This is a genomic window from Bordetella parapertussis, assembly GCF_020735925.1.
Lineage (GTDB): Bacteria > Pseudomonadota > Gammaproteobacteria > Burkholderiales > Burkholderiaceae_B > Bordetella > Bordetella pertussis.
Genome location: NZ_CP085971.1, coordinates 3604709 through 3630821, shown reverse-complemented (window position 1 = coordinate 3630821; position 26113 = coordinate 3604709). Strand labels below are relative to the sequence as shown.

Here is a 26113-nt window from a genome sequence, read left to right as displayed (position 1 = left end):
ACCTTAACGCAATCAAAAGCCCGCGGCGAGTCCGTCGCGGCGGCTGTCGCTGGCCGCGACATAGCCATCGACCGCCGGATCCCCCAGGCGCCAGATGAACTGGCCCGAACCGAAATCCTTGTCGGTCGGCGCCGCGACCTCCACGATATGGCCGCGGGCACGCAGGGCGTCGGTCACCTGCGCGGGCATGGCGGCCTCGATATCGACCGAGAGTCCGCGGTTCCATTTCCAGCGCGGCGCATCGCATGCCGCCTGCGGCTGCTGCCGATAGTCGAGCATGCGCACCAGCGCCTGCAGATGTCCCTGCGGCTGCATGTTGCCGCCCATGATGCCGAAACTCATCAGTGGCGCGCCATCCTGCGTCAGGAAGGCGGGAATGCCGGTGTGGAACGGACGCTTGCCGCCGCCCACGACGTTCGGATGATCGGGGTCCATGCTGAAGCAGCAGCCGCGGTTCTGCAGGCTGATGCCGGTGCCCGGCACCACGATGCCGGATCCGAACCCCATGTAATTGGACTGGGTGAAACTGACCATCATGCCATTGCGGTCGGCGCATGCGAGGTAGACGGTGCCGCCTTGCGGCGCCTGCGCGGCGTTGTAGACGCGAGCGCGGCGCAGGTCGATCAGGCGCGCGCGTTCGGCCAGGTAGGCCGGGTCCAGCAGCTGTTCGACGCGAATGCGCATGTGCGCTGCGTCGGCCACGTGCGCATGGACATCGGCAAACGCCAGCTTCATGGCTTCGATCAGGATGTGCTGGGTATCCGGATGTTCGGCGGGGCGCGATGCCAGGTCGAAGTGTTCGACGATCCCCAGCGCGATCAGGGCCGCCAGGCCCTGCCCATTGGGCGGCAGCTGGTGCAACGCATGGCCGCGGTAGGCCTGGCTGATGGGCTCGACCCATTGCGGCGCATAATCGCGCAGGTCGCCCAGCGTCAGCGCCGCCTCGTGGGCCTGCGCGTGCGCCACCAGCTTCTGCGCTGTTTCGCCTTCGTAGAAATCGCGTCCGCCGCTGGCGGCAATGCGCCGCAGCGTGGCGGCCGCGCCCGCCAGCACGAAATGCTCGCCCACCTCGGGCGCGCGTCCATGCGGCAGGAAGTGTTCGGCGAATCCGGGCAGGCTGCGCAGCGGGTCCACCTGGTCAGCCCATCTTCGCTGCACCGTCGGGGGCACCGCGAAGCCGCGCTCGGCATATTCGATGGCGGGCGCCAGCACGTCGGCGAAGGGCAGGCTGCCCAGCTTGTCGTGCAGGCTGGCCCAGCCCGCCACGCAGCCCGGTATGGTCACGCTGTCCCAGCCGCGCAGCGGGATCGCGCCCTGATGCTTGCGCTGGAAATAGCCGGGGCTCCACGCCGCCGGGGCGGTGCCCGAGGCGTTCAGGCCATGCAGGCGGGCGCCATCCCAGACCAGGGCGAAACAATCCGAGCCCAGGCCATTGCTGGCTGGCTCGACCAGCGCCAGCGTCGCGGCGCTGGCCACCGCCGCATCCGCGGCGTTGCCCCCGAGCGCCAGGATGCGCAGCCCGGCCTGCGCCGCCAGCGGGTGGGACGTGGCGACCACGTTGCGCGCGAAAACAGGAATCCGGGTGCTGGGGTAGGGGTTGTTCCAATCGAACTTCATCACAAGCCGATAGACACGGGTAAACCCGTAGCTTAACGCACTCGCGGCCGATTCATGTCAAATTTGTTGTGATTGGTTGCAGTTTGAAATCTTACGGCCTGGTGCCCATGGCGTACGGGGCGCCCGTCCCTGCGGGGACCGGCACCCCGCGCGTCGGGGCAGGACAGGCATGCGGCACTGCGAAGCCGAGGCAAAAAAAAAGGTTCATCGCGCAATAGCGTGGAGGGGTTTGGCAAGTTTTCGTATTCTTGACGGCAGGTATTTGCCATCAGGAGTGCAGGGAGATGCTGGATCGCAAGTTGCTGGAGTCGCTGGGAGGCTGGCAGGGCTATGGCGTCGAACGCGTGGAATGGCCCGAAGACCCAGGGCGCACGCTGTCGATCTATTTGAAGCCAACGGCCAAGGTGATGCTGTGCGAGCAGTGCGGCGCGCGGTGTCGCCAGGTGCATGAGACCACGGTTCGACGGGTGCGAGATCTGCCGTTATTCGAGTATCGGGTCGTTCTGCACGTGCCGCGCCGACGCTTGTGGTGTGAGCAATGCGGCGGCCCGCGCCTGGAGCGGCTTGCCTGGCTGGGGCGATATCAACGGGTGACGGATCGGCTGGCGCAGGCCTGCAGCCAATTGCTGCAATCGAGCAACGTGCAGGCGGTGGCGAGGTTCTTCGAGCTGGGTTGGCATACCGTCAAGACGCTGGACAAGGCTCGGCTGCGTGCGTCGGTGCGCGAACCGGATTGGTCCAAGATCGAGTATTTGGCGATGGACGAGTTTGCCCTGCACAAAGGGCATCGCTACGCGACAGTGGTGGTCGATCCGATCGGCAGGCAGGTGCTGTGGATTGGCCCAGGACGCTCACGCGAGACGGCCCGGGCGTTCTTCGAACAATTGCCGCCTGGGGCCGCCCAACGCATCAAGGCCGTTGCCATCGACATGACCACCGCCTACGAGTTGGAGATCCAGGCCCACAGCCCACAGGCGGAGATCGTCTATGACTTGTTCCATGTCGTGGCCAAGTATGGACGAGAGGTCATTGATCGGGTGCGCGTGGATCAGGCCAATCAACTACGCCAGGATCGTCCCGCACGCAGGATCATCAAATCGAGTCGCTGGCTGCTGCTGCGCAACCGTGACAACCTGGATCGGCAGCAGGCCGTCCGGCTCGACGAATTGCTGCAAGCCAACCAGCCGCTGCTGACGGTCTATGTCCTGCGTGACGAACTCAAACGGCTCTGGTTCTACCAAAGACCTGCCTGGGCAAGACAAGCCTGGAACCACTGGTACGAGCAGGCCGAGCAAAGCGGAATAGCCGCCTTGAACACCTTCGCTCAGCGCTTGAAAGGCTATCTGCACGGCATCCTGGCCAGATGCCGACATCCCCTGAACACCAGCATTGTCGAGGGCATCAACAACACTATCAAGGTCATCAAGCGGCGCGCTTACGGCTACCGCGACCAGGAATACTTCTTCCTCAAAATCCGTGCCGCCTTCCCCGGCAATGCGCGATGAACCCAAAAAAACCGGGCCCGAGGGCCCGGTTCGCGCCGGCCGGCAGGCGCCGGCCGCATCGAGGGATCATTCTTCCTCGACGAAGGTTTCCTCGCGCTTCTTGCGGATCGCCGGCAGCGCCACCAGCACCACCAGGAAGAGCGCGACGGCCAGCAGGGTCGCCGACAGCGGGCGCGTCACGAAGGTGCTGAAGTCGCCACGCGACAGCAGCAGCGCGCGCCGGAAGTTCTCTTCCATCATGGGGCCCAGCACCAGGCCCAGCAGCAGCGGCGCGCCTTCGCATTTCAGCTTGGCCCACACGTAGCCCACCACGCCGAAGGCCGCGGTCATGAAGATGTCGAACGTGTTGTAGTTCAACGAGTACACGCCGATGGTGCAGAACACCAGGATGGCCGGGAACAGGATGCGGTAGGGCACTTTCAGCAGCTTGACCCACAGGCCGATCAGCGGCAGGTTCAGCACCACCAGCATCAGGTTGCCGATCCACATCGAGGCGATCAGGCCCCAGAACAGCTCGGGGTGGCTGGTCATGACCTGCGGGCCCGGCTGGATGTTGTGGATGGTCATCGCGCCGACCATCAGCGCCATCACCGCGTTGCCCGGGATGCCCAGGGTCAGCAGCGGGATGAACGAGGTCTGCGCGGCCGCGTTGTTGGCCGACTCGGGACCGGCCAGGCCGGCCGGGTGGCCCTTGCCGAAGCGCTCCGGGTTCTTCGAGATTTTCTTCTCGAGCGTGTAGGAGGCGAACGAGGACAGCACGGCGCCGCCGCCCGGCAGGATGCCCAGGGCCGAACCCAGGGCGGTGCCGCGCACCACGGCCGGGGCGGCTTCCTTGAATTCCTGGAAGTTCGGATACAGCGAGCCGATCTTGTCGGTGATGTCGACGCGGTTTTCCTTCTGCTCCAGGTTGGTCATGATTTCGGCGAAGCCGAACACGCCCATGGCGACGATGGCGAAGTCGATGCCGTCCTGCAGCTCGGGGATGCCGAAGTCATAGCGGGCCACGTCGGAGTTCACGTCGGTGCCGACCATGCCCAGCAGCAGGCCGAGGATGATCATGGCGATGGCCTTGGGCAGCGAGCCCGAAGCCAGCACCACCGCACCCACCAGGCCCAGCACCATGAGCGAGAAGTATTCGGCCGGGCCGAACTTGAAGGCGACTTCGGCCAGCGGGGGCGCGAAGGCAGCCAGCAGCAGCGTGGCGACGCAACCGGCGAAGAACGAGCCCAGGGCGGCGATGGCCAGGGCGGCGCCGGCGCGGCCATTGCGGGCCATCTGGTGGCCGTCGAGCACGGTCACCACCGCTGACGTCTCGCCGGGTAGCGCGACCAGGATGGCCGTGGTCGAGCCGCCGTACTGGGCGCCGTAGTAAATACCGGCAAGCATGATCAGGCCGGCCACCGGCGGCAGCACATAGGTGATGGGCAGCAGCATGGCGATGGTCGGAACCGGGCCGATGCCCGGCAACACGCCGATCAGGGTGCCCAGGATGCAGCCGAGCAATGCGTACGCCAGGTTCTCGGGGGTGAACGCCACCGAGAAACCCAGCATCAGGTTGTCAAACAATTCCATGACTCATGGTCTCCTTAGTTCATGCCCAGAAACGACGGCCACAGCGGGAAAATCAGGCCGAGTCCCTTGATGAACGCCAGATAGCTGAAGACCACGAGGAAGATGCCGTTGGCAACGGCCACCTTCCAACTGAATTCGTGGCTGGCCAGGCTGCTGACTACCACGAGGATGAAGACGGACAGATAGACACCCAGCGGCTTGAGGATCAGGGCGTACAGGACGACCGAGCCCACCACCAGGAAAACGATGCGCCAATCGAAGCCTTCGACCGCTGTCTCTGTGGCTTTCTTGGACAGCGCGCTGATCAGCACGATGGCGCCCAACAAAGCCAGGACGAGCCCCAGCCAGAAAGGAAAGTATCCCGGCCCCATGCGGGCGGCAGTACCCATTTGGTAGCTGCTGGCTTGCCAGGAAAATCCCAGTCCGAGGACGATGAACATCACCCCCGACCAGAAGTCCTGTCGATTGCGTAGCTGCATGATTGGTTGGCTCCTGTTTTACAGCATGTATTTAAAAGACTGCCTGCTCCGGCTCGTGCTGGGTGGCGGGCACAAAAAAGGCACTTGGTGGTGCCGTTTGGTTTTCTGAAATCGGCGCTTGCGTATTTTTGAAGGCCGAATGGTAATGGAGGGCAAGGGCGCTGGAAACCCTGGTTTTCCGCCAGTTGCTCGGGGTTTTCCCTAGAAATGCACCTGCGGGGGCTTGAATGTGTAACGGGATCGCCGTGGCGAAGCCAGAATGAAAGCAAACTGAAAGTTTGCAGACAGCTGGCCGACAGCCAAGCCGGCTGGCGGGCGCTCATGGCGCCAGGGCCGCGCCGCAAAGCGGCAAATGCAGGTTCTACCGAATATTGCCGTGTTTCTCAGCTTGCGTGAAGAGGCCCGTTCGGTTCCCGGATGGTTTACGATAGCGCCCATGCTGCAAGACCTCGACCAACTCGCCGCCCGTATCGGGCAATTGGTGCAACGCACCCGGCATCTGCATGCCGAGCGTGACGCGTTGCGTGTCCGCCTGAACGACAGCGAATCCGAACAGCGCAAGCTCAAGCAGCGTTGCGCCGATTTCGAGACGGAGCTGCAGGCTTTGCAGGCCCGCTTGCGCGAGCACGACGGCGCCACCGCGACCCAGTTGGCCGAGGCGCAGCAGACCGAAGTCGCGCTGCGCGAGCAACTGGCGCGCGAAGCCGCCGAACGCCAGGCGCTGGAGTCCCGCGTCAGTGCGCGCGAGGCCGAGCTGCAGGGCAACCTGCGGGCGCGCGACACCGATCTGCAACGCCTGCGCGTGGCCGCCTCGACGGCGCGCGAACGTATCGACGCCGTGCTGGCCCGCCTGCCGGGCGCGCCGGCCGGGGAGCAATCGTAATGGAACGTGTGGACGTCACGATTCTGGGGCGCGACTACTCGCTGGCGTGCTCCGCTGAAGAAAAACCCGTGCTCATGGCCGCCGTGCGCCATGTCGACCAGCTCATGCTGCGTATTCAAGGTTCGGGCAAGGTGTCCAGCAACGAGCGCATCGCCGTGATGGCGGCGCTGCAAGTTGCTGGCGAACTGCTCGCCATGAAGGCGCCGGATGGTCCGCTGGGCGGTTTGGCGGTGGGCGACTTCAAGCGTAGAATCGAGGAAATGAATTTGATGCTGGACGACGCGCTGTCCGGACAGGAAAAGCTGCTCTAGCGTCAACGCGGTAACCCGCGCGCAGTATCGGAATTCATGCAGTATTCATGGTTTGTCCCTGCCGTGCTCGTGACTTGGCCATACATTCTCTGAACCTATGTCTTACGGCATATGGGTTGCGGGAGTGTAGAGCTGGAGTGATCGTCTACTCGTAGACGAACCCGATGCTCTTCGGATCGCGACCACCTTGAACCTCAGGGTTCGAGATGCCGGCCTTGACGGCACAGGCGGGGCATCTATCCAGGCAGGCCTGTATCGCAGGCCTGCCTTCGGATGTCTCTCTCCCTCCCCCACGTTCCCTCACAGGTCCACCATGCTTCGACATTCCGCGTTTTCGCTGACCCGGCTGGGCGCCGCATGCGCTGCCGCCCTGGCCCTGGCCGCCGCGCAGCCCGTCCTTGCCCAATCGCAGCCGCCCGCGGCGGCGCCGCAGGCCCAGGCCGACAGCGCCAGCCGCGCGCCCGAGCTGACGCTGCAGGCGAGCGCGTCTTCCGAGGTCAAGCAGGATACGGTGCGCATCACCCTGTCCGCCGAGGTCGAGGCCAATGACCAGCCGGGCGCCGGCAAGAAGCTGTCGGCCGCGCTCGAGGACGTCGTCAAGCGCGCGCGCGGCGCCAAGAACATCGACGTGCGCACCGGCGGCTACAACGTGTGGCCCAATACCAACTCCAAGGGCAAGGTCATCAACTGGCGCGGCCAGGGCGAGGTCGTGCTCGAGTCCAAGGACTTCCAGGCGGCCTCGGCGCTGGCTGCCAAGCTGGGCGACAAGACCGCCATCACCAACATCAGTTTCCAGCTGTCGCGCGCCGGCCGCGAAGCCGAGGAGCGCAAGCTGCTCAGCCAGGCCGCCACGGCGTTTCGCGAGCGCGCGCTGGCCGCGGCCAATGCCTTCGGCTTTTCGGGTTATCGCCTGATCAAGCTGGACCTGGGCGGCAGCGGCGGGGCGCCCGTCCCGCGCGCGGTGGGCGCGCAGATGATGATGGCCAAGGACGCCGGCGGCGGCGCGCCCAACCCCGAGGCTCCCCTCGAGGCGGGCGAAGTCACCGTCAGCATCGCCGTCAACGGGACGGTGGCCTTGCAGTAAACAGGTACAGGCCGGCGCCGGCCAGCACCATGGGTATCGACAGCCATTGCCCCATGCTGAGTCCGGCCGCCAGCAGCCCCAGGAAGTTGTCCGGTTCGCGCGTGAACTCCACCAGGAACCGGAATGCGCCATAACCCATCAGGAACATGGCGCTTACCTGCCCCGCCGCGCGGGGCTTGCTCGAATACCACCACAGCAGCGCGAACAGGACGATGCCTTCCAGGCCCAGTTCGTAGAGCTGGGACGGGTGCCGCGGCAGCCCGTCGCCCGATTGCGGGAAGACCATCGCCCAGGGTACGTCGGTCGGCCGGCCCCACAATTCGCCATTGATGAAATTGCCCAGGCGGCCGGCGGCCAGACCCAGCGGAATCAGCGGCGCGATGAAATCGCTCACGGTGAAAAAGCCCAGCCGCTTCTTGTGGGCGAACAGCAGCATTACCACGATGACGCCGATCAGGCCGCCGTGGAACGACATGCCGCCTTCCCACAGATAAAAAATCTCCAGCGGGTTGGCCAGATAGTAGGCGGGCTTGTAGAACAGGACATAGCCCAGCCGCCCGCCCAGCACCACGCCCAGCACGCTGTAGAAAATCAGGTCTTCCAGGTCGCGCACCGTCATCGAGGTCGTATGGCCTGACGTGATGCGGCGGCGGCCGAGCGCATAGACCAGCGCGAATCCGATCAGATACATCAATCCATACCAATGGATGGCGAGCGGGCCGATACGCAGGGCTACGGGGTCGATTTGAGGGTACTGAAGCATGTTCCGCCTGGCGCAAGAAGATGTCCGATAATAACCGGCGAGCGTGTTGTTCCGTAGCGCTGCCTTCCGACAGCGATCTGGCCGGCCCGGCATGGGCCTACGCACCTGGAGACAAGACCATGTCCGACAACAATCGTTCCCGTCACATTACCGAGGGCGTGGCGCGCGCGCCCAATCGGGCCATGTACTACGCGCTGGGCTACACCGAGGCGGATTTCCAGAATCCGATGATCGGCGTGGCCAACGGACATTCCACGATCACTCCATGCAACAGCGGGCTGCAGCGCCTGGCCGACGCGGCGATCGAGGCCATCCGCGTCTCCCGCGCCAACCCCCAGGTGTTCGGCACGCCGACGATTTCCGATGGCATGTCCATGGGCACCGAAGGAATGAAGTATTCGCTGGTGTTGCGCGAGGTCATCGCCGACTGCATCGAGACCGCCGCGCAGGGGCAGTGGATGGATGGCGTGGTGGTCATCGGCGGATGCGACAAGAACATGCCCGGCGGCATGATGGCGCTCGCGCGCATGAATGTGCCCGGCATCTACGTGTATGGCGGCACCATCAAGCCCGGCCACTACAAGGGCAAGGACCTGACCATCGTATCGGTGTTCGAAGCCGTCGGCGAATACACCATGGGCCGCATGGACGAAACCGACTTCAAGGCCATCGAGCAATGCGCCATCCCCGGGTCGGGTTCCTGCGGCGGCATGTACACGGCCAACACCATGAGCTCGGCCTTCGAGGCCATGGGGATGAGCCTGCCTCATTCCAGCACCATGGCCAACGAGGACCAGGAGAAAGTCGCGTCGGCGGCGGAATCGGCGCGCGTGCTGGTCGAGGCGGTGCGGCGCCAGCTGCGGCCGCGCGACATCATCACCCGCGCTTCCATCGAGAACGCCGTGGCGGTGATCATGGCCACGGGCGGCTCGACCAACGCCGTGCTGCACTTCCTCGCCATCGCCCACGCGGCGGAAGTGCCGTGGAACATCGACGACTTCGAGCGCATCCGCAAGCGCGTGCCGGTCATCTGCGATCTCAAGCCGTCCGGCAAGTACGTGGCGACCGACCTGCATCGCGCCGGCGGCATCCCACAAGTGATGAAGATCCTGCTGAACGCCGGCCTGTTGCATGGCGATTGCATCACCATCACCGGCAAGACCGTGGCCGAGACGCTGGCGAACGTACCCGATGCGCCGCCGCCCGGGCAGGACGTCATCATGCCCATCGAACGCGCGTTCTACCCGCAGGGGCACCTGGCGATACTCAAGGGCAATCTTTCGCCGGAAGGCTGCGTGGCCAAGATCACCGGGTTGAAGAATCCGGTCATTACCGGCCCGGCGCGCGTGTTCGATTCCGAAGACGATGCCATGTCCGCCATCATGGACCGCCGCATCCGCGATGGCGATGTGGTGGTGATCCGCTACGAGGGCCCCAAGGGCGGTCCAGGCATGCGCGAGATGCTCGCGCCCACTTCCGCGCTGGTCGGCCAGGGGTTGGGCGAAACCGTCGGCCTGATCACCGACGGGCGGTTTTCCGGCGGCACCTGGGGCATGGTGGTCGGGCACGTGGCGCCCGAGGCGTTCGTCGGCGGGCCGATCGCGCTGATTCGCGAGGGCGATTCGGTTACCATCGATGCCCATCAGCTGCTGCTGCAGCTCAACATCAGCGATGAGGAAATGGCGGCTCGTCGCAAGGCTTGGGCCCAGCCCAAGCCGCGCTATGTGCGCGGCGTGCTTGCCAAGTTCGGCAAGCTGGCCTGTACCGCCAGCCGTGGGGCAGTAACCGATGCATTTGAAGAGTAGTCTGGCCGCGTGGGCGGTCCTGGCCTGTCTGGCCGGCGGTAGCGCCGGCGCGCAGCCGGCTGGCGAGGCGCTGGCGCGCAACAAGAACTGTATGGCCTGCCATCAGGTCGACAGCAAGCGGGTGGGGCCGCCTTTGCGCAGCATATCCGAACGCTACGCGGGGCAGTCCGAGGCCGCGGCCTATCTGGCGGGCAAGATCCGTGGCGGCGGGCGCGGCGCCTGGGGCGCGGTGCCCATGCCGGCCCAGCCGCAGGTCAGCGACGCCGACGCGCATGCGCTGGCCGAGTGGATCCTGTCCTTGCCCGCCAAGCCCTGAGCATTCTTTCCGGAGCGAAAGCCATGTCTTCATCCCAACCGGCCGGCCCGGCCACCGAAGCAGCCGTTCTCGGGGGCGGCTGCTTCTGGTGCGTCGAGGCCGTCTTCAAGGACCTGCGTGGCGTGACCGGCATCGAACCCGGCTATGCCGGCGGCCACGTCGAGCATCCCACCTACGAACAAGTCTGCGGCAAGGACACCGGCCATATCGAAGTGGCGCGCGTCGAGTTCGACCCCGCCGTGCTGTCGTACGGCGATCTGTTGCGGGTCTTCTTCGCCACCCATGATCCCACCACCCCGGGGCGCCAGGGCAATGACGTCGGGCCGCAGTACGAGTCCGCCATCTTCTGGCAGGACGAACGGCAACGCGAGCAGGCGCAAGCCGTCATGGACGAATTGCGTGCGCAACAGGTCTTCGATGCCCCCATCGTGACCCGCCTGCTCGCGCCGGCGAAGTTCTGGCCGGCCGAAGACTATCACCGCGACTATTACGCCCTGCATCCAGAGCAGGGCTATTGCCAGTTCGTCATCGCGCCCAAGGTCGCCAAGTTCCGCAAGCAGTTCCAGGACCGCCTGGCACGCTGAGCGCGCCGCGGCGCCCGAAATGACAAGGCCCACCGCGAGGGTGGGCCTTGCTCGCGCCAGGCAGGGCTCAGTCGACCTGCTTGACCACGCCTCGGCGCATCTGGTCGAGTTCGATCGATTCGAACAGCGCCTTGAAGTTGCCTTCGCCGAAACCGTCGTTGCCCTTGCGCTGAATGATTTCGAAGAAGATCGGGCCGATCTGGTTTTCCGTGAAGATCTGCAGCAGCAGCCCGCCGCCGGGCGCGCCGTCGAGCAGGATGCGATTCTTCCGCAGGCGCGTCACGTCCTCGCCATGGTCGGGCAGGCGGCGGTCCAGCAGTTCGTAGTAGGTGTCCGGCGTATCCAGGAATACCACGCCGTTGCGGCGCAGCGCCTCCACCGTCTGGTAGATATCGTCGGTGGCCATCGCGATGTGCTGGATGCCTTCGCCGCGGTACAGGTCCAGGTATTCCTGGATCTGCCCCTTCTCTTCGGTGCCTTCCTCGTTGATCGGGATACGGATATTGCCGCAGGGCGAGGTCATGGCCTTCGACTTCACGCCGGTCACCTTGCCTTCGATGTCGAAGTAGCGGACCTCGCGGAAATTGAACAGGCGCTCGTAGAACTCGGACCACTCGGCCATACGGCCCTTGTGCACGTTGTGCGTCAGGTGGTCGACCAGCGTCAGGCCGGCGCCGGCGTGGTTCACGTCGGTCTGCGCGGTATCGCGATCGATCGGCTCGAAGTCGACGTCGTAGATGCTGATGTCGCCGATGCCGCCGTGGCCCTGCTTGCCGCGCCAGCGGTCCACCAGATAGATGAGCGAGTCGCCGATGCCCTTGATGGCCGGGATGTTCAGCTCCATCGGGCCGCTATGCGAGTCGAACCCCCACGCGCCGAGTTCGAGCGCGCGCTTGTAGGCTTTGTTGGCGTCCTGCACGCGAAAGCCGATGGCGCAGATCGACGGGCCGTGCAGGCGCGCGAAGCGTTGGGCGAACGAATCGGGTTCGGCGTTGATGAGGAAGTTCACCCCGCCCTGACGGTACAGCGTCACATCCTTGTGCCGGTGCTTCGCGATGGCCTTGAAGCCCAGCAGTTCGAAAACCTTGCGCAACGCGACAGGATCGGGGGCGGTGTATTCGATGAACTCGAAACCGGCCGTACCCATCGGATTTTCCCAGGGTTGGAAATTCTCAGCCATGGCTGCTCTCCCTTGTATGTTGTGCAATCAATTTGCTTGAAACCAGAACGCAGATTGTAGGCAGCGAAGGCGGGCAGGCGATTGCAAATATGCCCTGAAAAAGCCTGTTATCGGCAATAATATTGCCGTACTGGTCAAATTTGGGGCTGATGATGCTAGGGGTTGAGTTGGATAGGACAGATCGGCGAATTCTTGCCGAATTGCAGCGCGACGGGCGGCTCAGCAACCAGGAGCTGGCCGAGCGGGTTTCGCTTTCTCCCAGTCCGTGCCTGCGCCGGGTACGGCGCCTGGAGGAGCAGGGCTATATCAAGCGCTACGTGGCGCTGGTCGATGCCGAGAAAGTCGGGCTGGGCCTGCTGGCCTACGTCACCATCAAACTGAACAAGCACAGCGGCGGCAGCCACGCGCCAATGGGCAACTTCGCCCGGGATGTCCAATTATGGCCCGAAGTGGTGGAGTGCTACGCGATGTCGGGGGACATGGACTATCTGCTGCGCATCCAGGTGGCGGACCTGGCGCACTTCTCCCGGTTCGCCATGGACACCCTGATGCAGCATCCGGCCGTGGTCGACATGAAATCCTACTTCGCGCTGCAGCAGATCAAGGAAACCACCGAGCTGCGCGTATAGCGGTCGCCGTATATATAGGGACACGGTGCCGTGTTCCACCATGCCCTCTATATATAGGGGCCATGGAAGGGCGGCGGGCAGCCGCCATCCAGCCTGTCCGAAATAAAAAGGGCGGTTCGTTCCGGAGGGAAAATATGGCGGGCACACAAAATAATTAACGAACCAGCAAAATTGGTGTCACAACGCCAGCGTACGAATTTTTTCTGTGCTATAGTCTCGCTTCTTCGCCGCACTGATCTTTCAGCGCGACGAAGCCGGAACCGCGAATCATGCGGTTTGCAGGTTCTCCGCCCAGGTGTGGGAGCCGGCAAGCCAGGGCAGGGGGCGCGGGCAGCACCGGGGCAGGGCGAGCGGGATTATGCCGATGTGGCGGTTCCCGGGGTTCTGGCAGGTGTTGTTGCACGACGGTTAACGAATCGCTGCCTTCGGGTTGCAAATTCTGCAAAAGTCGTGTTATAGTTTCGGGCTTGACAGTTGCCGAAATCCAAGGGTTAACCCTGATGCCGATCGGCGCGGGTGCTGGGGTTTCGAGAAGTGCCAGGTGAGAGGCGCAGGCCTTGAGGAAGGGGGTGAGTCAGGTGCGGAGCAGGCGAGGCCGACTTGACAAGCTGAAAAAACTTCTTCATAATCTCGTCTCTCTGCTGCTGAAAACGCAGCGCCGGTCGGAAGGCCGGATGGCAGGGCCGCTCTTTAACAATTTAACAACCGATAAGTGTGGGCACTTGGTGCGAGCGCACGGTGGCGGCTACGGTCGTCATCGAAAGCAAAGCATTATCAAGTGCTCACTGAATGAAGTAAGGTTTTTTAAACCTCACTTCCTTTGAGCAAGCGATACGGATCCTGGTTTCGATCAGGGTCCACACACAGAGATTGAACTGAAGAGTTTGATCCTGGCTCAGATTGAACGCTGGCGGGATGCTTTACACATGCAAGTCGGACGGCAGCACGGGCTTCGGCCTGGTGGCGAGTGGCGAACGGGTGAGTAATGTATCGGAACGTGCCCAGTAGCGGGGGATAACTACGCGAAAGCGTGGCTAATACCGCATACGCCCTACGGGGGAAAGCGGGGGACCTTCGGGCCTCGCACTATTGGAGCGGCCGATATCGGATTAGCTAGTTGGTGGGGTAACGGCCTACCAAGGCGACGATCCGTAGCTGGTTTGAGAGGACGACCAGCCACACTGGGACTGAGACACGGCCCAGACTCCTACGGGAGGCAGCAGTGGGGAATTTTGGACAATGGGGGCAACCCTGATCCAGCCATCCCGCGTGTGCGATGAAGGCCTTCGGGTTGTAAAGCACTTTTGGCAGGAAAGAAACGGCACGGGCTAATATCCTGTGCAACTGACGGTACCTGCAGAATAAGCACCGGCTAACTACGTGCCAGCAGCCGCGGTAATACGTAGGGTGCAAGCGTTAATCGGAATTACTGGGCGTAAAGCGTGCGCAGGCGGTTCGGAAAGAAAGATGTGAAATCCCAGGGCTTAACCTTGGAACTGCATTTTTAACTACCGGGCTAGAGTGTGTCAGAGGGAGGTGGAATTCCGCGTGTAGCAGTGAAATGCGTAGATATGCGGAGGAACACCGATGGCGAAGGCAGCCTCCTGGGATAACACTGACGCTCATGCACGAAAGCGTGGGGAGCAAACAGGATTAGATACCCTGGTAGTCCACGCCCTAAACGATGTCAACTAGCTGTTGGGGCCTTCGGGCCTTGGTAGCGCAGCTAACGCGTGAAGTTGACCGCCTGGGGAGTACGGTCGCAAGATTAAAACTCAAAGGAATTGACGGGGACCCGCACAAGCGGTGGATGATGTGGATTAATTCGATGCAACGCGAAAAACCTTACCTACCCTTGACATGTCTGGAATCCCGAAGAGATTTGGGAGTGCTCGCAAGAGAACCGGAACACAGGTGCTGCATGGCTGTCGTCAGCTCGTGTCGTGAGATGTTGGGTTAAGTCCCGCAACGAGCGCAACCCTTGTCATTAGTTGCTACGAAAGGGCACTCTAATGAGACTGCCGGTGACAAACCGGAGGAAGGTGGGGATGACGTCAAGTCCTCATGGCCCTTATGGGTAGGGCTTCACACGTCATACAATGGTCGGGACAGAGGGTCGCCAACCCGCGAGGGGGAGCCAATCCCAGAAACCCGATCGTAGTCCGGATCGCAGTCTGCAACTCGACTGCGTGAAGTCGGAATCGCTAGTAATCGCGGATCAGCATGTCGCGGTGAATACGTTCCCGGGTCTTGTACACACCGCCCGTCACACCATGGGAGTGGGTTTTACCAGAAGTAGTTAGCCTAACCGCAAGGGGGGCGATTACCACGGTAGGATTCATGACTGGGGTGAAGTCGTAACAAGGTAGCCGTATCGGAAGGTGCGGCTGGATCACCTCCTTTAAGAGCTTGAGTGCTCGTGTCAAGTGTCCACGCTTATCGGTTGTTGTTATATAGCTGCTGGATCGGTGGCTGCTGATCCGAGAGAGAAAGGTTTCGCGGGTCTGTAGCTCAGTCGGTTAGAGCACCGTCTTGATAAGGCGGGGGTCGTTGGTTCGAATCCAACCAGACCCACCAAGGTTTCCTGAGAGGGAAATGGGGGTGTAGCTCAGCTGGGAGAGCGCCTGCTTTGCAAGCAGGATGTCATCGGTTCGATCCCGTTCACCTCCACCAGAACCCGTCTTGAAGATGGGAGCGGGTTGGCAGGCGAGACCAGGAAGGCGAGAGAGCAACGCTTAGTGCTGCGAGTCAGTGTTAAGCGTTGGGTTTTGGCCCGACAGCTATATATGTTCTTTAACAATTTGGAAGAAGCACAACGTAAAGTGTTCGTTTAGTAGTCGACGCGAGTCGATGAAGACGGATACGGGTTGTGATTGCATGATTTTGTTCCAAGTCTCAAGAACTGGCTGGGCGCGCAAGCGTTTGGTCAGGTGCTTTGAACTTATGAACGGCACAAGCGCGAATGAACAGCACCTATAAGACTTTAGTGTTATAGGATCAAGCGACTAAGTGCATATGGTGGATGCCTTGGCGATCACAGGCGATGAAGGACGTAGTAGCCTGCGAAAAGCTGCGGGGAGCTGGCAAACAAGCATTGATCCGCAGATATCCGAATGGGGAAACCCACCGCGCAAGCGGTATCCCTGGCTGAATACATAGGCCAGTGGAGGCGAACCGGGTGAACTGAAACATCTCAGTAGCTCGAGGAAAAGAAATCAACCGAGATTCCGAAAGTAGTGGCGAGCGAAATCGGAAGAGCCTTTACGATTTAGCATTTTGCATAGTCGAACGGAATGGAAAGTCCGGCCGTAGCAGGTGATAGCCCTGTAGACGAAATGCAGAGTGTGGAACTAGGCGTAAGAGAAGTAGGGCGGGACACGTGAAATCCTGTCTGAAGATGGGGGGACCATCCTCCAAGGCTAAATACTCGTGATCGACCGATAGTGAACCAGTACCGTGAGGGAAAGGCGAAAAGAACCCCGGAAGGGGAGTGAAATAGATCCTGAAACCGTATGCATACAAACAGTCGGAGCCTCTTTATGGGGTGACGGCGTACCTTTTGTATAATGGGTCAGCGACTTACATTCAGTGGCGAGCTTAACCGAATAGGGAAGGCGTAGCGAAAGCGAGTCCGAATAGGGCGTCCAGTCGCTGGGTGTAGACCCGAAACCAGATGATCTACCCATGGCCAGGTTGAAGGCACGGTAACACGTGCTGGAGGACCGAACCCACTAGTGTTGAAAAACTAGGGGATGAGCTGTGGATAGGGGTGAAAGGCTAAACAAATCTGGAAATAGCTGGTTCTCTCCGAAAACTATTTAGGTAGTGCCTCAAGTATTACTGCAGGGGGTAGAGCACTGTTATGGCTAGGGGGTCATGGCGACTTACCAAACCATGGCAAACTCCGAATACCTGCAAGTACAGCTTGGGAGACAGAGCACCGGGTGCTAACGTCCGGACTCAAGAGGGAAACAACCCAGACCGCCAGCTAAGGTCCCGAATTATCGCTAAGTGGGAAACGAAGTGGGAAGGCATAGACAGTCAGGAGGTTGGCTTAGAAGCAGCCACCCTTTAAAGAAAGCGTAATAGCTCACTGATCGAGTCGTCCTGCGCGGAAGATGTAACGGGGCTAAGCGATAAACCGAAGCTGCGGGTGTGCACTTTTAGTGCACGCGGTAGGAGAGCGTTCTGTAAGCCTGCGAAGGTGGCTTGTAAAGGCTGCTGGAGGTATCAGAAGTGCGAATGCTGACATGAGTAGCGATAAAGGGGGTGAAAAGCCCCCTCGCCGTAAGTCCAAGGTTTCCTGCGCAACGTTCATCGGCGCAGGGTGAGTCGGCCCCTAAGGCGAGGCAGAGATGCGTAGCTGATGGGAAGCTGGTTAATATTCCAGCACCGTCGTACAGTGCGATGGGGGGACGGATCGCGGAAGGTCATCAGGGTGTTGGACGTCCCTGTTGCTGCATTGAAGATGGCGCTTAGGCAAATCCGGGCGCGAGAATCAAGGGTGTGGCACGAGCGAGCAAGTCTCGCGAAGTGATTGGAAGTGGTTCCAAGAAAAGCCTCTAAGCTTCAGCTGTACGAGACCGTACCGCAAACCGACACAGGTGGACGGGATGAATATTCCAAGGCGCTTGAGAGAACTCAGGAGAAGGAACTCGGCAAATTGATACCGTAACTTCGGGAGAAGGTATACCCTGGTAGTGTGAAGCGCCTGCGCGCTGAGCATGAAGGGGTCGCAGAGAATCGGTGGCTGCGACTGTTTATTAAAAACACAGCACTCTGCAAAGACGAAAGTCGACGTATAGGGTGTGACGCCTGCCCGGTGCCGGAAGGTTAAGTGATGGGGTGCAAGCTCTTGATCGAAGCCCCGGTAAACGGCGGCCGTAACTATAACGGTCCTAAGGTAGCGAAATTCCTTGTCGGGTAAGTTCCGACCTGCACGAATGGCGTAACGATGGCCACACTGTCTCCTCCTGAGACTCAGCGAAGTTGAAGTGTTTGTGATGATGCAATCTACCCGCGGCTAGACGGAAAGACCCCATGAACCTTTACTGTAGCTTTGCATTGGACTGTGAACCGGCCTGTGTAGGATAGGTGGGAGGCGCAGAACTCGAGTCGCCAGATTCGAGGGAGCCATCCTTGAAATACCACCCTGGTTTGTTTGCGGTTCTAACCTTGGTCCGTTATCCGGATCGGGGACAGTGCATGGTAGGCAGTTTGACTGGGGCGGTCTCCTCCCAAAGCGTAACGGAGGAGTTCGAAGGTACGCTAGGTACGGTCGGAAATCGTGCTGATAGTGCAATGGCATAAGCGTGCTTGACTGTGAGACTGACAAGTCGAACAGGTGCGAAAGCAGGACATAGTGATCCGGTGGTTCTGAATGGAAGGGCCATCGCTCAACGGATAAAAGGTACTCTGGGGATAACAGGCTGATACCGCCCAAGAGTTCATATCGACGGCGGTGTTTGGCACCTCGATGTCGGCTCATCTCATCCTGGGGCTGTAGCCGGTCCCAAGGGTATGGCTGTTCGCCATTTAAAGAGGTACGTGAGCTGGGTTTAAAACGTCGTGAGACAGTTTGGTCCCTATCTGCCGTGGGCGTTGGATACTTGACGGAGCCTGCTCCTAGTACGAGAGGACCGGAGTGGACGTACCTCTGGTGTACCGGTTGTCATGCCAATGGCATTGCCGGGTAGCTAAGTACGGAAGAGATAACCGCTGAAGGCATCTAAGCGGGAAACTCGTCTGAAGATTAGGTATCCCGGGGACTAGATCCCCCTGAAGGGTCGTTCGAGACCAGGACGTTGATAGGTCGGGTGTGGAAGCGCAGTAATGCGTTAAGCTAACCGATACTAATTGCCCGTGAGGCTTGATCCTATAACTCTCAAGTCTTAATTATTACCGCTGGACAGTAAGCGCCAGCGCCGTTCATACCAACACAACATACACACGCAACCCGCGTCGCTGCCAGTCCCAACCGACTGCCAGGCGCACGCTGTGCTTCTTCCAGATTCAAGCCGTTGACCATGCGTCAACCGCTTAGCCGGTTACGCCTGACGACCATAGCAAGGTGGTCCCACTCCTTCCCATCCCGAACAGGACAGTGAAACGCCTTCGCGCCGATGATAGTGGATGTACATCTGTGAAAGTAGGTCATCGTCAGGCTTTTATTGCTCAAAACCCCGCAGCCTCATGGCTCGCGGGGTTTTGTTTTTGGGGGGACGCCCAGGCGCCCGCACCTCGCCGGGTGCCTGTCCCCGCAGGGGGGGCGGGCACCTGCAGACATCCCCCGCTTCTGACCGTGCTGCCTGCAGCGTGTGTCAGTCCCCGTGCGGGGACAGACACCCGCCGTGGAATCAAGCCTCGGCATCGCTCCTGCCAACCGTGACCGCGGGCAGGCGCCCATGCGCCCGCATCCGCCGCACCTCGCCGGGTGCCTGTCCCCGCAGGGGGACTGGCACCGCTAACCCGCTCGCCAGCTCCGCGCGCTTCGCCGTTGCTTCCATCGGATGCCCCAGGCGTGGCAACGCAAGGCCGAAGCGATGTCCGGACGAGGTCACGGCGATGCGGATTAGGTGTCGCTGGCCTGGCCGTGCCGTGCACTTTCAGGCGCCTTGCCCACGCACGGCGGCAATTCTTCCAAGGCGCGCGAGTCGTCGTCAATACGGAGTGAACCGCCGTCAACAGCGTTGAACAGGACGCCGTCTACAAATAACAACGCCGGCCGAGGCGGGCGTGCATCTTGCGGTAAGATTGCTGTGAACTTATTCGATGGAGCAGTAATCGTGAGTGACCCCCAGACCCTTCAGCCGGGCGGTGCCCCGGATCTGCGCACGCTTACCCATGTGGCTTACGGTCTGTACGCGCTGGGCTTTTTGACCGGCGGTTTTCTGGGTATAGCCACGCTGGCTGCCGTAGTGCTGATGTACGTCAAGCGCGGCGACACCGCGGGCACGATGTACGCAAGTCATTTCGACTGGCTGCTGCGCACCTTCTGGTGGGCCTTGCTGTGGCTGGCCATCAGCGCCATCGCCACGTTGATTTTCATCGGCTGGATCGGCGTGGTGGCAACGGTGGTATGGGTGCTGTATCGCCTGATCAAGGGCTGGCTGGCCTTGCTCGAAGGCAATGCACCGTCGAGCTACACCTGACTCGGGTACAGGCCGCGGTTCCGCTCGCAACGGCTGGCTTTGTGCCAGCCGTTTTCGTTTGCAGGCGGCTGGTGTGTACAGTGCGCAGCAGAAGCAGGATGCGGCAGGATGCGGCAGGATGCGGCAGGATGCGGCAGGATGCGGCAGGATGCGGCAGGATGCGGCAGGATGCGGCAGGATGCGGCAGGATGCGGCAGGGTGCGGCAGGGTGCGGCAGGGTGCGGCAGGGTGCGGCAGGGTGCGGCAGGGTGCGGCAGGGGCCGTCTGGCGGTGCTGCGGATGTTCGCGTGGGGGGGGGAGGCAGGGGAGCAGCTGCGAGGCGGTGCGGACCGGATGTGGGCCAGCGCGTGCGGAGATTGCTTGAAGCGGATTGTGCCAACCGAATGCCCGCTGTTGCGGCAGGCCCGGCACTGAGACGGGAAGGGACGTACGCCGTACGCCCTTTGGCCCGATCGATTACTTCAGGTGCGCGTTGACCAGCTTGGTCAGTTCGAACATCATGACCTGGTCTTTGCCGAAGATGGGGCGCAGCTTGGCGTCGGCGTTGATGTTGCGCTTGTTGCTGGCATCCTGCAGGTTGTGCTTTTTGATGTAATCCCAGATCTTCTTGGTGACCTCGGTACGCGGCACGGCTTCCGAGCCGATGACAGCGGCCAGCTCGGCGCTGGGGGTCAGGGGCTTCATGAACGCGGCGTTCGGCTTGCGTGCGGTCGCGGTTTTGGAGGGTGTGGCCATAATGCGGCGCTCCTTCTCTGGCTTGTTGGAAAAATAGTCCTGCGGGCCGCAGCATAACGTGTCTCTCCCCTAAAGACAAAGCCATTTATCCTCTGTAGCAACTAAAATTACTGATCGGTCCCCCTCGGGACAGCAACCTGTAACTGCCCATGTACGCCCGTTCCCCGCTCGAATCCATCCGGCTGTTTCATGACGAATTGACGGCGTTGAGGCGCGATCTGCATGCCCACCCCGAGCTGGGGTTCGAGGAGGTCCGTACTTCGGGCATTGTCGCCGGCGCGCTGGAAGCGCTGGGCATCGAGGTGCATCGCGGCATCGGCAAGACGGGCGTGGTGGGGATCATCCGGGGCCGTACATGCGACAGCGGCCGCATGATCGGCCTGCGTGCCGACATGGACGCGCTGCCGATGACCGAGGACAACGATTTCGGGCACAAATCGACGAAACCGGGCCTGATGCATGGTTGCGGCCATGACGGCCATACGGCGGTGCTGATCGGGGCGGCGAAGTATCTTGCGCAAACCCGCAATTTCGATGGCACGGCCGTACTGATCTTCCAGCCGGCGGAGGAAGGGCGCGGCGGCGCCAAGGCGATGATCGACGACGGGTTCTTCGATACGTTTCCCTGCGACGCGATCTACGCCCTGCACAACTGGCCAGGCCTCAAGCCGGGCACGGTGGGGATCAATCCGGGTCCGATGATGGCGGCGGCCGATCGTTTCGAGATCACGATCAACGGCCGCGGCGGCCATGGCGCGCATCCTTATCAGACGATCGATCCGGTCACGGTGGCGGGGCACCTGATTACCGCGCTGCAGACCATCGTGTCGCGCAACGTCAATCCGCTCGATTCGGCGGTGCTGTCGATCGGTTCGGTGCAGGCCGGCCACCCGGGCGCGATGAGCGTGATTCCGCGCGAGGCCCGGATGGTGGGCACGGTGCGCACGTTCCGCCGTTCCGTCCAGGAGATGGTGGAGTCCCGCATGCGTGAACTGGCCAGCGCCATCGCCAGCGCTTTCGGCGCCACGGCGGAAGTGCTCTACGAGCGCATTTACCCGGCCACGCTGAATACGCCGCAGCACGCCAACCTGGTCGCCGATATCGCCACCGAGATGATCGGCCGCGAGAATGTGGTGCGCGATCTGGTGCCCTCGATGGGCTCGGAGGATTTTTCGTTTATGCTGCAGATGCGGCCCGGCGCGTATTTCCGGCTCGGCCAGGGCGGCGCCGAGTCGGGCTGTGTGCTGCACAATAGCCATTTCGATTTCAACGATGCCGTGATTCCCCTGGGCAGCGCGATGTTCAGCGCGCTGGCCGAGCGCGGCATGCCTTTGGCCGATTGAGGCCCGCTTCCATGTCCAACCAACACGCTACAGAACTTACCATCACCCGCCCGGACGATTGGCACCTGCACCTGCGCGATGGCAGCGCCCTCGAGGCGGTGGTGCTGGATACGGCGCGGCAGTTCGCGCGCGCCATCGTGATGCCCAACCTCCGCCCGCCGGTGACCACCACCGAGCAGGCGCTGGCCTATCGCGCGCGGATCGAAGCGGCGCTGCGCAAGGCGGGTGGCGATACGGCTGCCTTCACGCCCTTGATGACGCTGTACCTGACCGACAACACGCCGGCCGAGGAAATCGTGCGCGCGCATGAGTCCGGGCAGGTCGCCGCGGTCAAGCTGTATCCGGCCGGGGCCACCACAAACTCCGATGCCGGCGTGACCGACCTGCTGGGCAAGTGCGGCGCCGCGCTGGCTGCGCTGGAGCGCTGCGGCATGCCGCTGCTGGTGCACGGCGAGGTGACCGATCCGGCGATCGACGTGTTCGACCGCGAAGCGGTGTTCATCGAACGTGTCATGCAGCCGCTGCGGCGCGCGTATCCCGGCCTGAAGGTGGTGTTCGAGCACATCACGACCCGGGAAGGCGCCCACTACGTGCGCGACGCGGAAGGACCCACCGCCGCGACCATCACGCCGCAGCACATGCTCTACAACCGCAATGCGATTTTCACGGGCGGCGTGCGGCCGCATTGGTATTGCCTGCCGATCCTCAAGCGCGAGGTGCATCGCCAGGCCCTGGTCGAGGCGGCCACCAGCGGCAGTCCGCGTTTCTTCCTGGGTACCGACAGCGCGCCCCATGCGCGCGGCCTGAAGGAACATGCCTGTGGTTGCGCGGGCTGCTATACGGCCCTGCATGCAATGGAGCTTTACGCCACCGCGTTCGACGCGGTCGGCCGCCTGGATCGGCTGGAAGGCTTTGCCAGCTTCCACGGCCCGGATTTTTACGGCCTGCCGCGCAATACGGGTACGCTCACGCTGCGGCGCGAAGCCTACGAAATTCCGGCGGAGGTCGCGTTCGGCGATACGACCCTGGTGCCGCTGGCCGGCGGCGAGTCGCTCGGCTGGCGGGCCCTGGCCTGAGCCAGGGCAGGCCGGACCTTGCGAGGCCCGGCCTGCGTGTCAGGCGGAGTCGCCCCGACGCGCTTCCAGGAGTTCCCAGCGCGCGAATTTTTCTTCCAGTTCGCTTTCCAGGGTGGCCAGTTCCGCGTTGATGCGTTCGACTTCGTCCGGCGCGTCGCGGTACAGGCTGCCGTCGGCCAGCTTGCCGCTCAATTCGGCCTGACGGGCCTCGATGGCGGCGATGGCATCGGGCAGGGCTTCCAGTTCGCGCAGATCCCAGGCGCTCAGCCGTGCCGCGCGCACCGGCTTGGGGCGCGCCGCGGCGGGCTTGGCGGTTTCGGCGGGTTTCTCGGCCTTGGGCGCGGCGGCCTGGGCGGGCCGTTGCGCCTGCCATTCGTCGTAGCCGCCGACGTAGTCGCGCCAGCGGCCGTCGCCTTCGGCGGCGATGGTCTGGGTGACGACGTTGTTCAGGAAGGCCCGGTCGTGGCTGACCAGCAGCACCGTGCCGGCGTATTCCTGCAGCAGTTCTTCCAGCAGTTCCAGCGTTTCGATGTCCAGGTCGTTGGTGGGTTCGTCGAGCACCAGCACGTTGGCCGGGCGCGCGAACAGGCGCGCCAGCAGCAGGCGGGCCCGCTCGCCGCCGGACAGGCTGCTGACGGGCGAGCCGGCGCGGGCCGGCGAGAACAGGAAGTCGCCGAGATAGCTCATCACGTGCTTGCGCGCGCCGCCGATCTCCACCCACTCGCTGCCTGGGCTGATGATGTCCACCAGCGTCGCGTTCTCGTCGAGCTGGGCGCGCATCTGGTCGAAATAGGCCACCGAGACGTTGCTGCCCTGGCGCACCGTGCCGCTGTCGGGCGGCAGTTCGCCGAGCAGCAGCTTGAGCAGGGTAGTCTTGCCCGCGCCGTTGGGGCCGACGATGCCGATGCGGTCGCCGCGCAGGATGGTGGTCGAGTAGTCGCGCACCACGACCTTGTCGCCGAACGCCTTGCCGACGTCCTGGAGTTCGGCGACCAGCTTGCCCGAACGCTGGCCTTGGGCCAGCGCCAGACTGACGTTGCCGACGCGTTCGCGGCGCTCGGCGCGTTCGACGCGCAGCTGTTCGAGCCGGCGCACGCGGCCTTCGTTGCGGGTGCGGCGCGCCTCGATGCCCTTGCGGATCCAGACTTCTTCCTGGGCCAGCAGCTTGTCGAAGCGGGCCTGCTCCAGGCGCTCGGCTTCGAGCCACTGCGCCTTGCGCTCCTGCCACTGCGAAAAATTGCCGGGAAAGCTGAGCAGGCGGCCGCGGTCGAGCTCGACGATGCGGGTCGCCACCGCGTCGAGGAAGCGCCGGTCGTGGGTGATGATGACGGCCGCGCCCTTCCAGTTGCGCAGCATGGCTTCCAGCCATGCGATGCCGTCGAAGTCCAGGTGGTTGGTCGGTTCGTCCAGCAGCAACAGGTCGGGTTCGTCGACCAGGGCGCGCGCCAGCGCGACGCGCTTGCGCATGCCGCCGGACAGGCTGGCGATCGCCGCTTCGGCCGGCAGTCCCAGGCGTTCGAGCGCGGCCCGTACGCGCGCCGGCCGCTGCCAGTCTTCGGGATGGGCATGGGCGTCGCACACGACGTCGAACACCGTGCCGGTTTCATCCAGTGCGGGTTCCTGCTCGACCGTGGCCACGCGCAGGCCCGAACTGCGGGCGATGTCGCCGTCGTCGGGCTGCGTGCGGCCATCGAGCAGGCGCAGCAGCGAAGATTTGCCCGCGCCGTTGCGCCCGATCAGGCCGATGCGCTCGCCTTCCTGGATGGCGAAATCGGCGTGGTCCAGCAAGGGGTGGTGGCCGTAGGCCAGTTGAACGTCGGTAAGCGTAATAAGGGAAGCGAGGGCCATGGACAGACAGAGTGATGCGTATTGGTCTGTATTGTCGCAGGAACGCGCGGGGCGGGCAGCGCGCGGCCGGGAGCCGGGGCGCCGACTGTACTAAAATGCCGCTCGCAGGGCAGATCGGGCAATCGCGGGGGATGCAAATCCTTCGAGGAAGGTCCGGACTCCACAGGGCGGGATAGCGGCTAACGGCCGTCCGGCGACGCTGGCGGGCTTGCCCGCCGGAAAAGCCGAGGAACAGGGCCACAGAGACGAGTCTGTCATGAGGGCGCGCCTGGCGCGCACCGGCACGGCCATCTCCGTGCCGCGCCGTCCGGAAACGGGCGGCGGCATGACAGGGTGAAACGCGGCAACCTCTATCCGGAGCAACATCAAATAGGCATGCGTACGGCCGTAAGGCCGGGAAGGGCGGCTCCGTCCAAGCATGCGGGTAGGTGGCTGGAGCGGTCCAGCAATGGTTCGCCAAGAGGAATGATTGCCCGCCGGGGAAACCCGGCGTACAGAATCCGGCCTATAGATCTGCTCTGCACTGCATTTTCATGACAGCCGGCCGGAATCCGGCCGGCTGGCTTACGGCGCCCTACGTAAAACAATGAAAACACGCGCCCGGGCCCTACTTCTGATGAATGACATTTAATAGTCGGCGCAAGCTGCTGATTTATCAGCAAGTTTTCCGCGCGCCGTTTTTACAATTGGCTCTAAGTCCTTGTTGTGATTGAAAAAATTGCAACCACGGCCTTGACCCATGAAGTTGCTTCCCGTAGAGTGGGAAAAAGTAGGAATTTGTGCAACTAAGTGGGGCAAACGGGTGTTCCAGGGAAGCAGCGCACTCACGTTGGATGCTAAGGGGCGGATCTCGATTCCGACCCGGCATCGTGACGCGCTCATGGACCGTGCCGAAGGCCGGTTGACCCTGACCCGTCATCCCGATGGCTGCCTGTTGGTGTATCCGCGTCCCGAGTGGGAAGAGAAGCGCGCGCAGATCGCGGCGTTTCCCATGTCGGCGCGTGCGCTGCAGCGTCTGCTGTTGGGCAACGCGCAGGACGTGGACATCGACGGGTCGGGTCGGGTTCTGATCGCTCCTGAGCTGCGCAACGCTTCCGGTATGACGCGCGACGTGATGCTGCTCGGTATGGGCGCGCACTTCGAGCTCTGGGATGCCGCTTCCCTGGCCCGCCGAGAGGCAGAGGACCTGGCTCAGGGAATGCCGGATGTGTTGAATCAGTTTTCGTTCTGAA

19 protein-coding genes, 2 tRNA genes, 3 rRNA genes and 2 other RNA genes are annotated in these 26113 nt (G+C 62.5%); 19 read left to right on the top strand and 7 right to left on the bottom strand.

Features of this window, described 5'->3' with window-relative positions:
- Positions 1-12: 12 nt before the first annotated feature.
- Positions 13-1620 carry a gamma-glutamyltransferase family protein gene (locus tag LK409_RS17095; RefSeq protein WP_010929239.1) on the bottom strand — a complete coding sequence of 536 codons (1608 nt, stop codon included), beginning with the start codon at positions 1618-1620 and terminating at the stop codon, positions 13-15.
- Positions 1621-1901: 281 nt separating this feature from the next.
- Here LK409_RS17095 and LK409_RS17090 point away from each other — a divergent pair, with 281 nt between their 5' ends.
- Positions 1902-3122 carry an ISL3-like element IS1001 family transposase gene (locus LK409_RS17090; protein WP_010927279.1) on the top strand — a complete coding sequence of 407 codons (1221 nt, stop codon included), beginning with the start codon at positions 1902-1904 and terminating at the stop codon, positions 3120-3122.
- A 66-nt stretch (positions 3123-3188) separates the two neighbouring features.
- Here LK409_RS17090 and LK409_RS17085 read toward each other — a convergent pair whose 3' ends face one another.
- Together LK409_RS17085 and LK409_RS17080 are read right to left on the bottom strand one after the other, a co-directional pair.
- A complete protein-coding gene (locus tag LK409_RS17085; protein WP_010929238.1) occupies positions 3189-4694 on the bottom strand; it encodes a tripartite tricarboxylate transporter permease in 1506 nt (501 codons plus the stop codon).
- A gap of 14 nt (positions 4695-4708) precedes the next feature.
- A complete protein-coding gene (locus LK409_RS17080; protein WP_003820744.1) occupies positions 4709-5173 on the bottom strand; it encodes a tripartite tricarboxylate transporter TctB family protein in 465 nt (154 codons plus the stop codon).
- A gap of 352 nt (positions 5174-5525) precedes the next feature.
- Between LK409_RS17080 and LK409_RS17075 the strand changes: the two genes are divergently transcribed.
- The 4 genes from LK409_RS17075 (at position 5526) to LK409_RS17060 (ending at position 7451) form a co-directional block, all read left to right on the top strand.
- A complete protein-coding gene (locus LK409_RS17075; RefSeq protein ID WP_003814613.1) occupies positions 5526-6056 on the top strand; it encodes a hypothetical protein in 531 nt (176 codons plus the stop codon).
- Positions 6056-6367: a cell division protein ZapA gene (locus LK409_RS17070; protein WP_003814611.1), complete on the top strand. Its 312-nt coding sequence runs from the start codon at positions 6056-6058 to the stop codon at positions 6365-6367. The genes LK409_RS17075 and LK409_RS17070 overlap by 1 nt, the downstream gene beginning before the upstream one ends.
- A 52-nt stretch (positions 6368-6419) precedes the next feature.
- A non-coding RNA gene (ssrS, locus tag LK409_RS17065) (6S RNA) lies at positions 6420-6605 on the top strand.
- 75 nt (positions 6606-6680) lie between these two features.
- Positions 6681-7451: an SIMPL domain-containing protein gene (locus LK409_RS17060; RefSeq protein WP_003814609.1), complete on the top strand. Its 771-nt coding sequence runs from the start codon at positions 6681-6683 to the stop codon at positions 7449-7451.
- Here LK409_RS17060 and lgt read toward each other — a convergent pair.
- Positions 7426-8214 (bottom strand): prolipoprotein diacylglyceryl transferase, encoded by a 789-nt coding sequence (gene lgt / locus LK409_RS17055; protein WP_010929237.1) that lies wholly within the window; start codon positions 8212-8214, stop codon positions 7426-7428. The genes LK409_RS17060 and lgt overlap by 26 nt on opposite strands.
- 119 nt (positions 8215-8333) lie before the next feature.
- On the opposite strand from lgt, the gene ilvD reads away from it, so the two are divergent.
- Genes ilvD through msrA form a run of 3 tightly spaced genes read left to right on the top strand, consistent with a single transcriptional unit; the run spans position 8334 to position 10919 of the window.
- Positions 8334-10019, top strand: a complete 1686-nt coding sequence (ilvD, locus tag LK409_RS17050; RefSeq protein ID WP_010929236.1) for a dihydroxy-acid dehydratase — start codon at positions 8334-8336, stop codon at positions 10017-10019.
- On the top strand, positions 10003-10335 hold the full coding sequence (locus tag LK409_RS17045) for a c-type cytochrome (protein WP_010929235.1): 333 nt from the start codon (positions 10003-10005) through the stop codon (positions 10333-10335). The genes ilvD and LK409_RS17045 overlap by 17 nt, the downstream gene beginning before the upstream one ends.
- A gap of 23 nt (positions 10336-10358) precedes the next feature.
- A complete protein-coding gene (gene msrA / locus LK409_RS17040; protein WP_003814600.1) occupies positions 10359-10919 on the top strand; it encodes a peptide-methionine (S)-S-oxide reductase MsrA in 561 nt (186 codons plus the stop codon).
- A 67-nt stretch (positions 10920-10986) separates the two neighbouring features.
- Here msrA and hppD read toward each other — a convergent pair whose 3' ends face one another.
- The gene (gene hppD / locus LK409_RS17035) at positions 10987-12099 is read right to left on the bottom strand and encodes a 4-hydroxyphenylpyruvate dioxygenase (RefSeq protein WP_003814597.1); all 1113 of its coding nucleotides are present in this window, start codon (positions 12097-12099) and stop codon (positions 10987-10989) included.
- Positions 12100-12251: 152 nt separating this feature from the next.
- On the opposite strand from hppD, the gene LK409_RS17030 reads away from it, so the two are divergent.
- The 7 genes from LK409_RS17030 (at position 12252) to LK409_RS17000 (ending at position 19879) form a co-directional block, all read left to right on the top strand.
- Complete coding sequence (locus tag LK409_RS17030) at positions 12252-12728, top strand: Lrp/AsnC family transcriptional regulator (RefSeq protein ID WP_003814595.1); 477 nt, start codon at positions 12252-12254, stop codon at positions 12726-12728.
- An 872-nt stretch (positions 12729-13600) separates the two neighbouring features.
- Positions 13601-15131, top strand: a 16S ribosomal RNA gene (locus tag LK409_RS17025).
- A gap of 97 nt (positions 15132-15228) precedes the next feature.
- Positions 15229-15305, top strand: a tRNA-Ile gene (locus tag LK409_RS17020).
- Between the two features lie 20 nt (positions 15306-15325).
- A tRNA-Ala gene (locus LK409_RS17015) sits at positions 15326-15401 on the top strand.
- A gap of 322 nt (positions 15402-15723) precedes the next feature.
- Positions 15724-18605: ribosomal RNA gene (locus tag LK409_RS17010) — 23S ribosomal RNA — on the top strand.
- Between the two features lie 175 nt (positions 18606-18780).
- A 5S ribosomal RNA gene (gene rrf, locus LK409_RS17005) occupies positions 18781-18893 on the top strand.
- Together the 16S, 23S and 5S rRNA genes with 2 tRNA genes alongside form the textbook arrangement of a ribosomal RNA operon.
- A 593-nt stretch (positions 18894-19486) precedes the next feature.
- Positions 19487-19879, top strand: a complete 393-nt coding sequence (locus tag LK409_RS17000) for a DUF4870 family protein (RefSeq protein WP_003814593.1) — start codon at positions 19487-19489, stop codon at positions 19877-19879.
- A gap of 456 nt (positions 19880-20335) precedes the next feature.
- On the opposite strand, the gene LK409_RS16995 is transcribed toward LK409_RS17000, so the two are convergent.
- The gene (locus LK409_RS16995; protein ID WP_010929234.1) at positions 20336-20614 is read right to left on the bottom strand and encodes an SWIB/MDM2 domain-containing protein; all 279 of its coding nucleotides are present in this window, start codon (positions 20612-20614) and stop codon (positions 20336-20338) included.
- Positions 20615-20763: 149 nt separating this feature from the next.
- On the opposite strand from LK409_RS16995, the gene LK409_RS16990 reads away from it, so the two are divergent.
- Complete coding sequence (locus tag LK409_RS16990) at positions 20764-21957, top strand: M20 aminoacylase family protein (protein ID WP_010929233.1); 1194 nt, start codon at positions 20764-20766, stop codon at positions 21955-21957.
- Complete coding sequence (pyrC, locus tag LK409_RS16985; RefSeq protein WP_003814588.1) at positions 21954-23033, top strand: dihydroorotase; 1080 nt, start codon at positions 21954-21956, stop codon at positions 23031-23033. The genes LK409_RS16990 and pyrC overlap by 4 nt, the downstream gene beginning before the upstream one ends.
- A gap of 39 nt (positions 23034-23072) precedes the next feature.
- Here the strand turns inward: pyrC and LK409_RS16980 are convergent, their stop codons facing one another.
- Entirely contained in the window at positions 23073-24881 is a 1809-nt protein-coding gene (locus LK409_RS16980) for an ATP-binding cassette domain-containing protein (RefSeq protein WP_003814586.1), read from the bottom strand.
- Between the two features lie 106 nt (positions 24882-24987).
- Here LK409_RS16980 and rnpB point away from each other — a divergent pair.
- Both rnpB and mraZ read left to right on the top strand, forming a co-directional pair.
- An RNA gene (rnpB, locus tag LK409_RS16975) (RNase P RNA component class A) lies at positions 24988-25405 on the top strand.
- A 278-nt stretch (positions 25406-25683) separates the two neighbouring features.
- Positions 25684-26112 (top strand): division/cell wall cluster transcriptional repressor MraZ, encoded by a 429-nt coding sequence (gene mraZ, locus LK409_RS16970; protein ID WP_010931263.1) that lies wholly within the window; start codon positions 25684-25686, stop codon positions 26110-26112.
- Position 26113 lies beyond the last annotated feature (1 nt).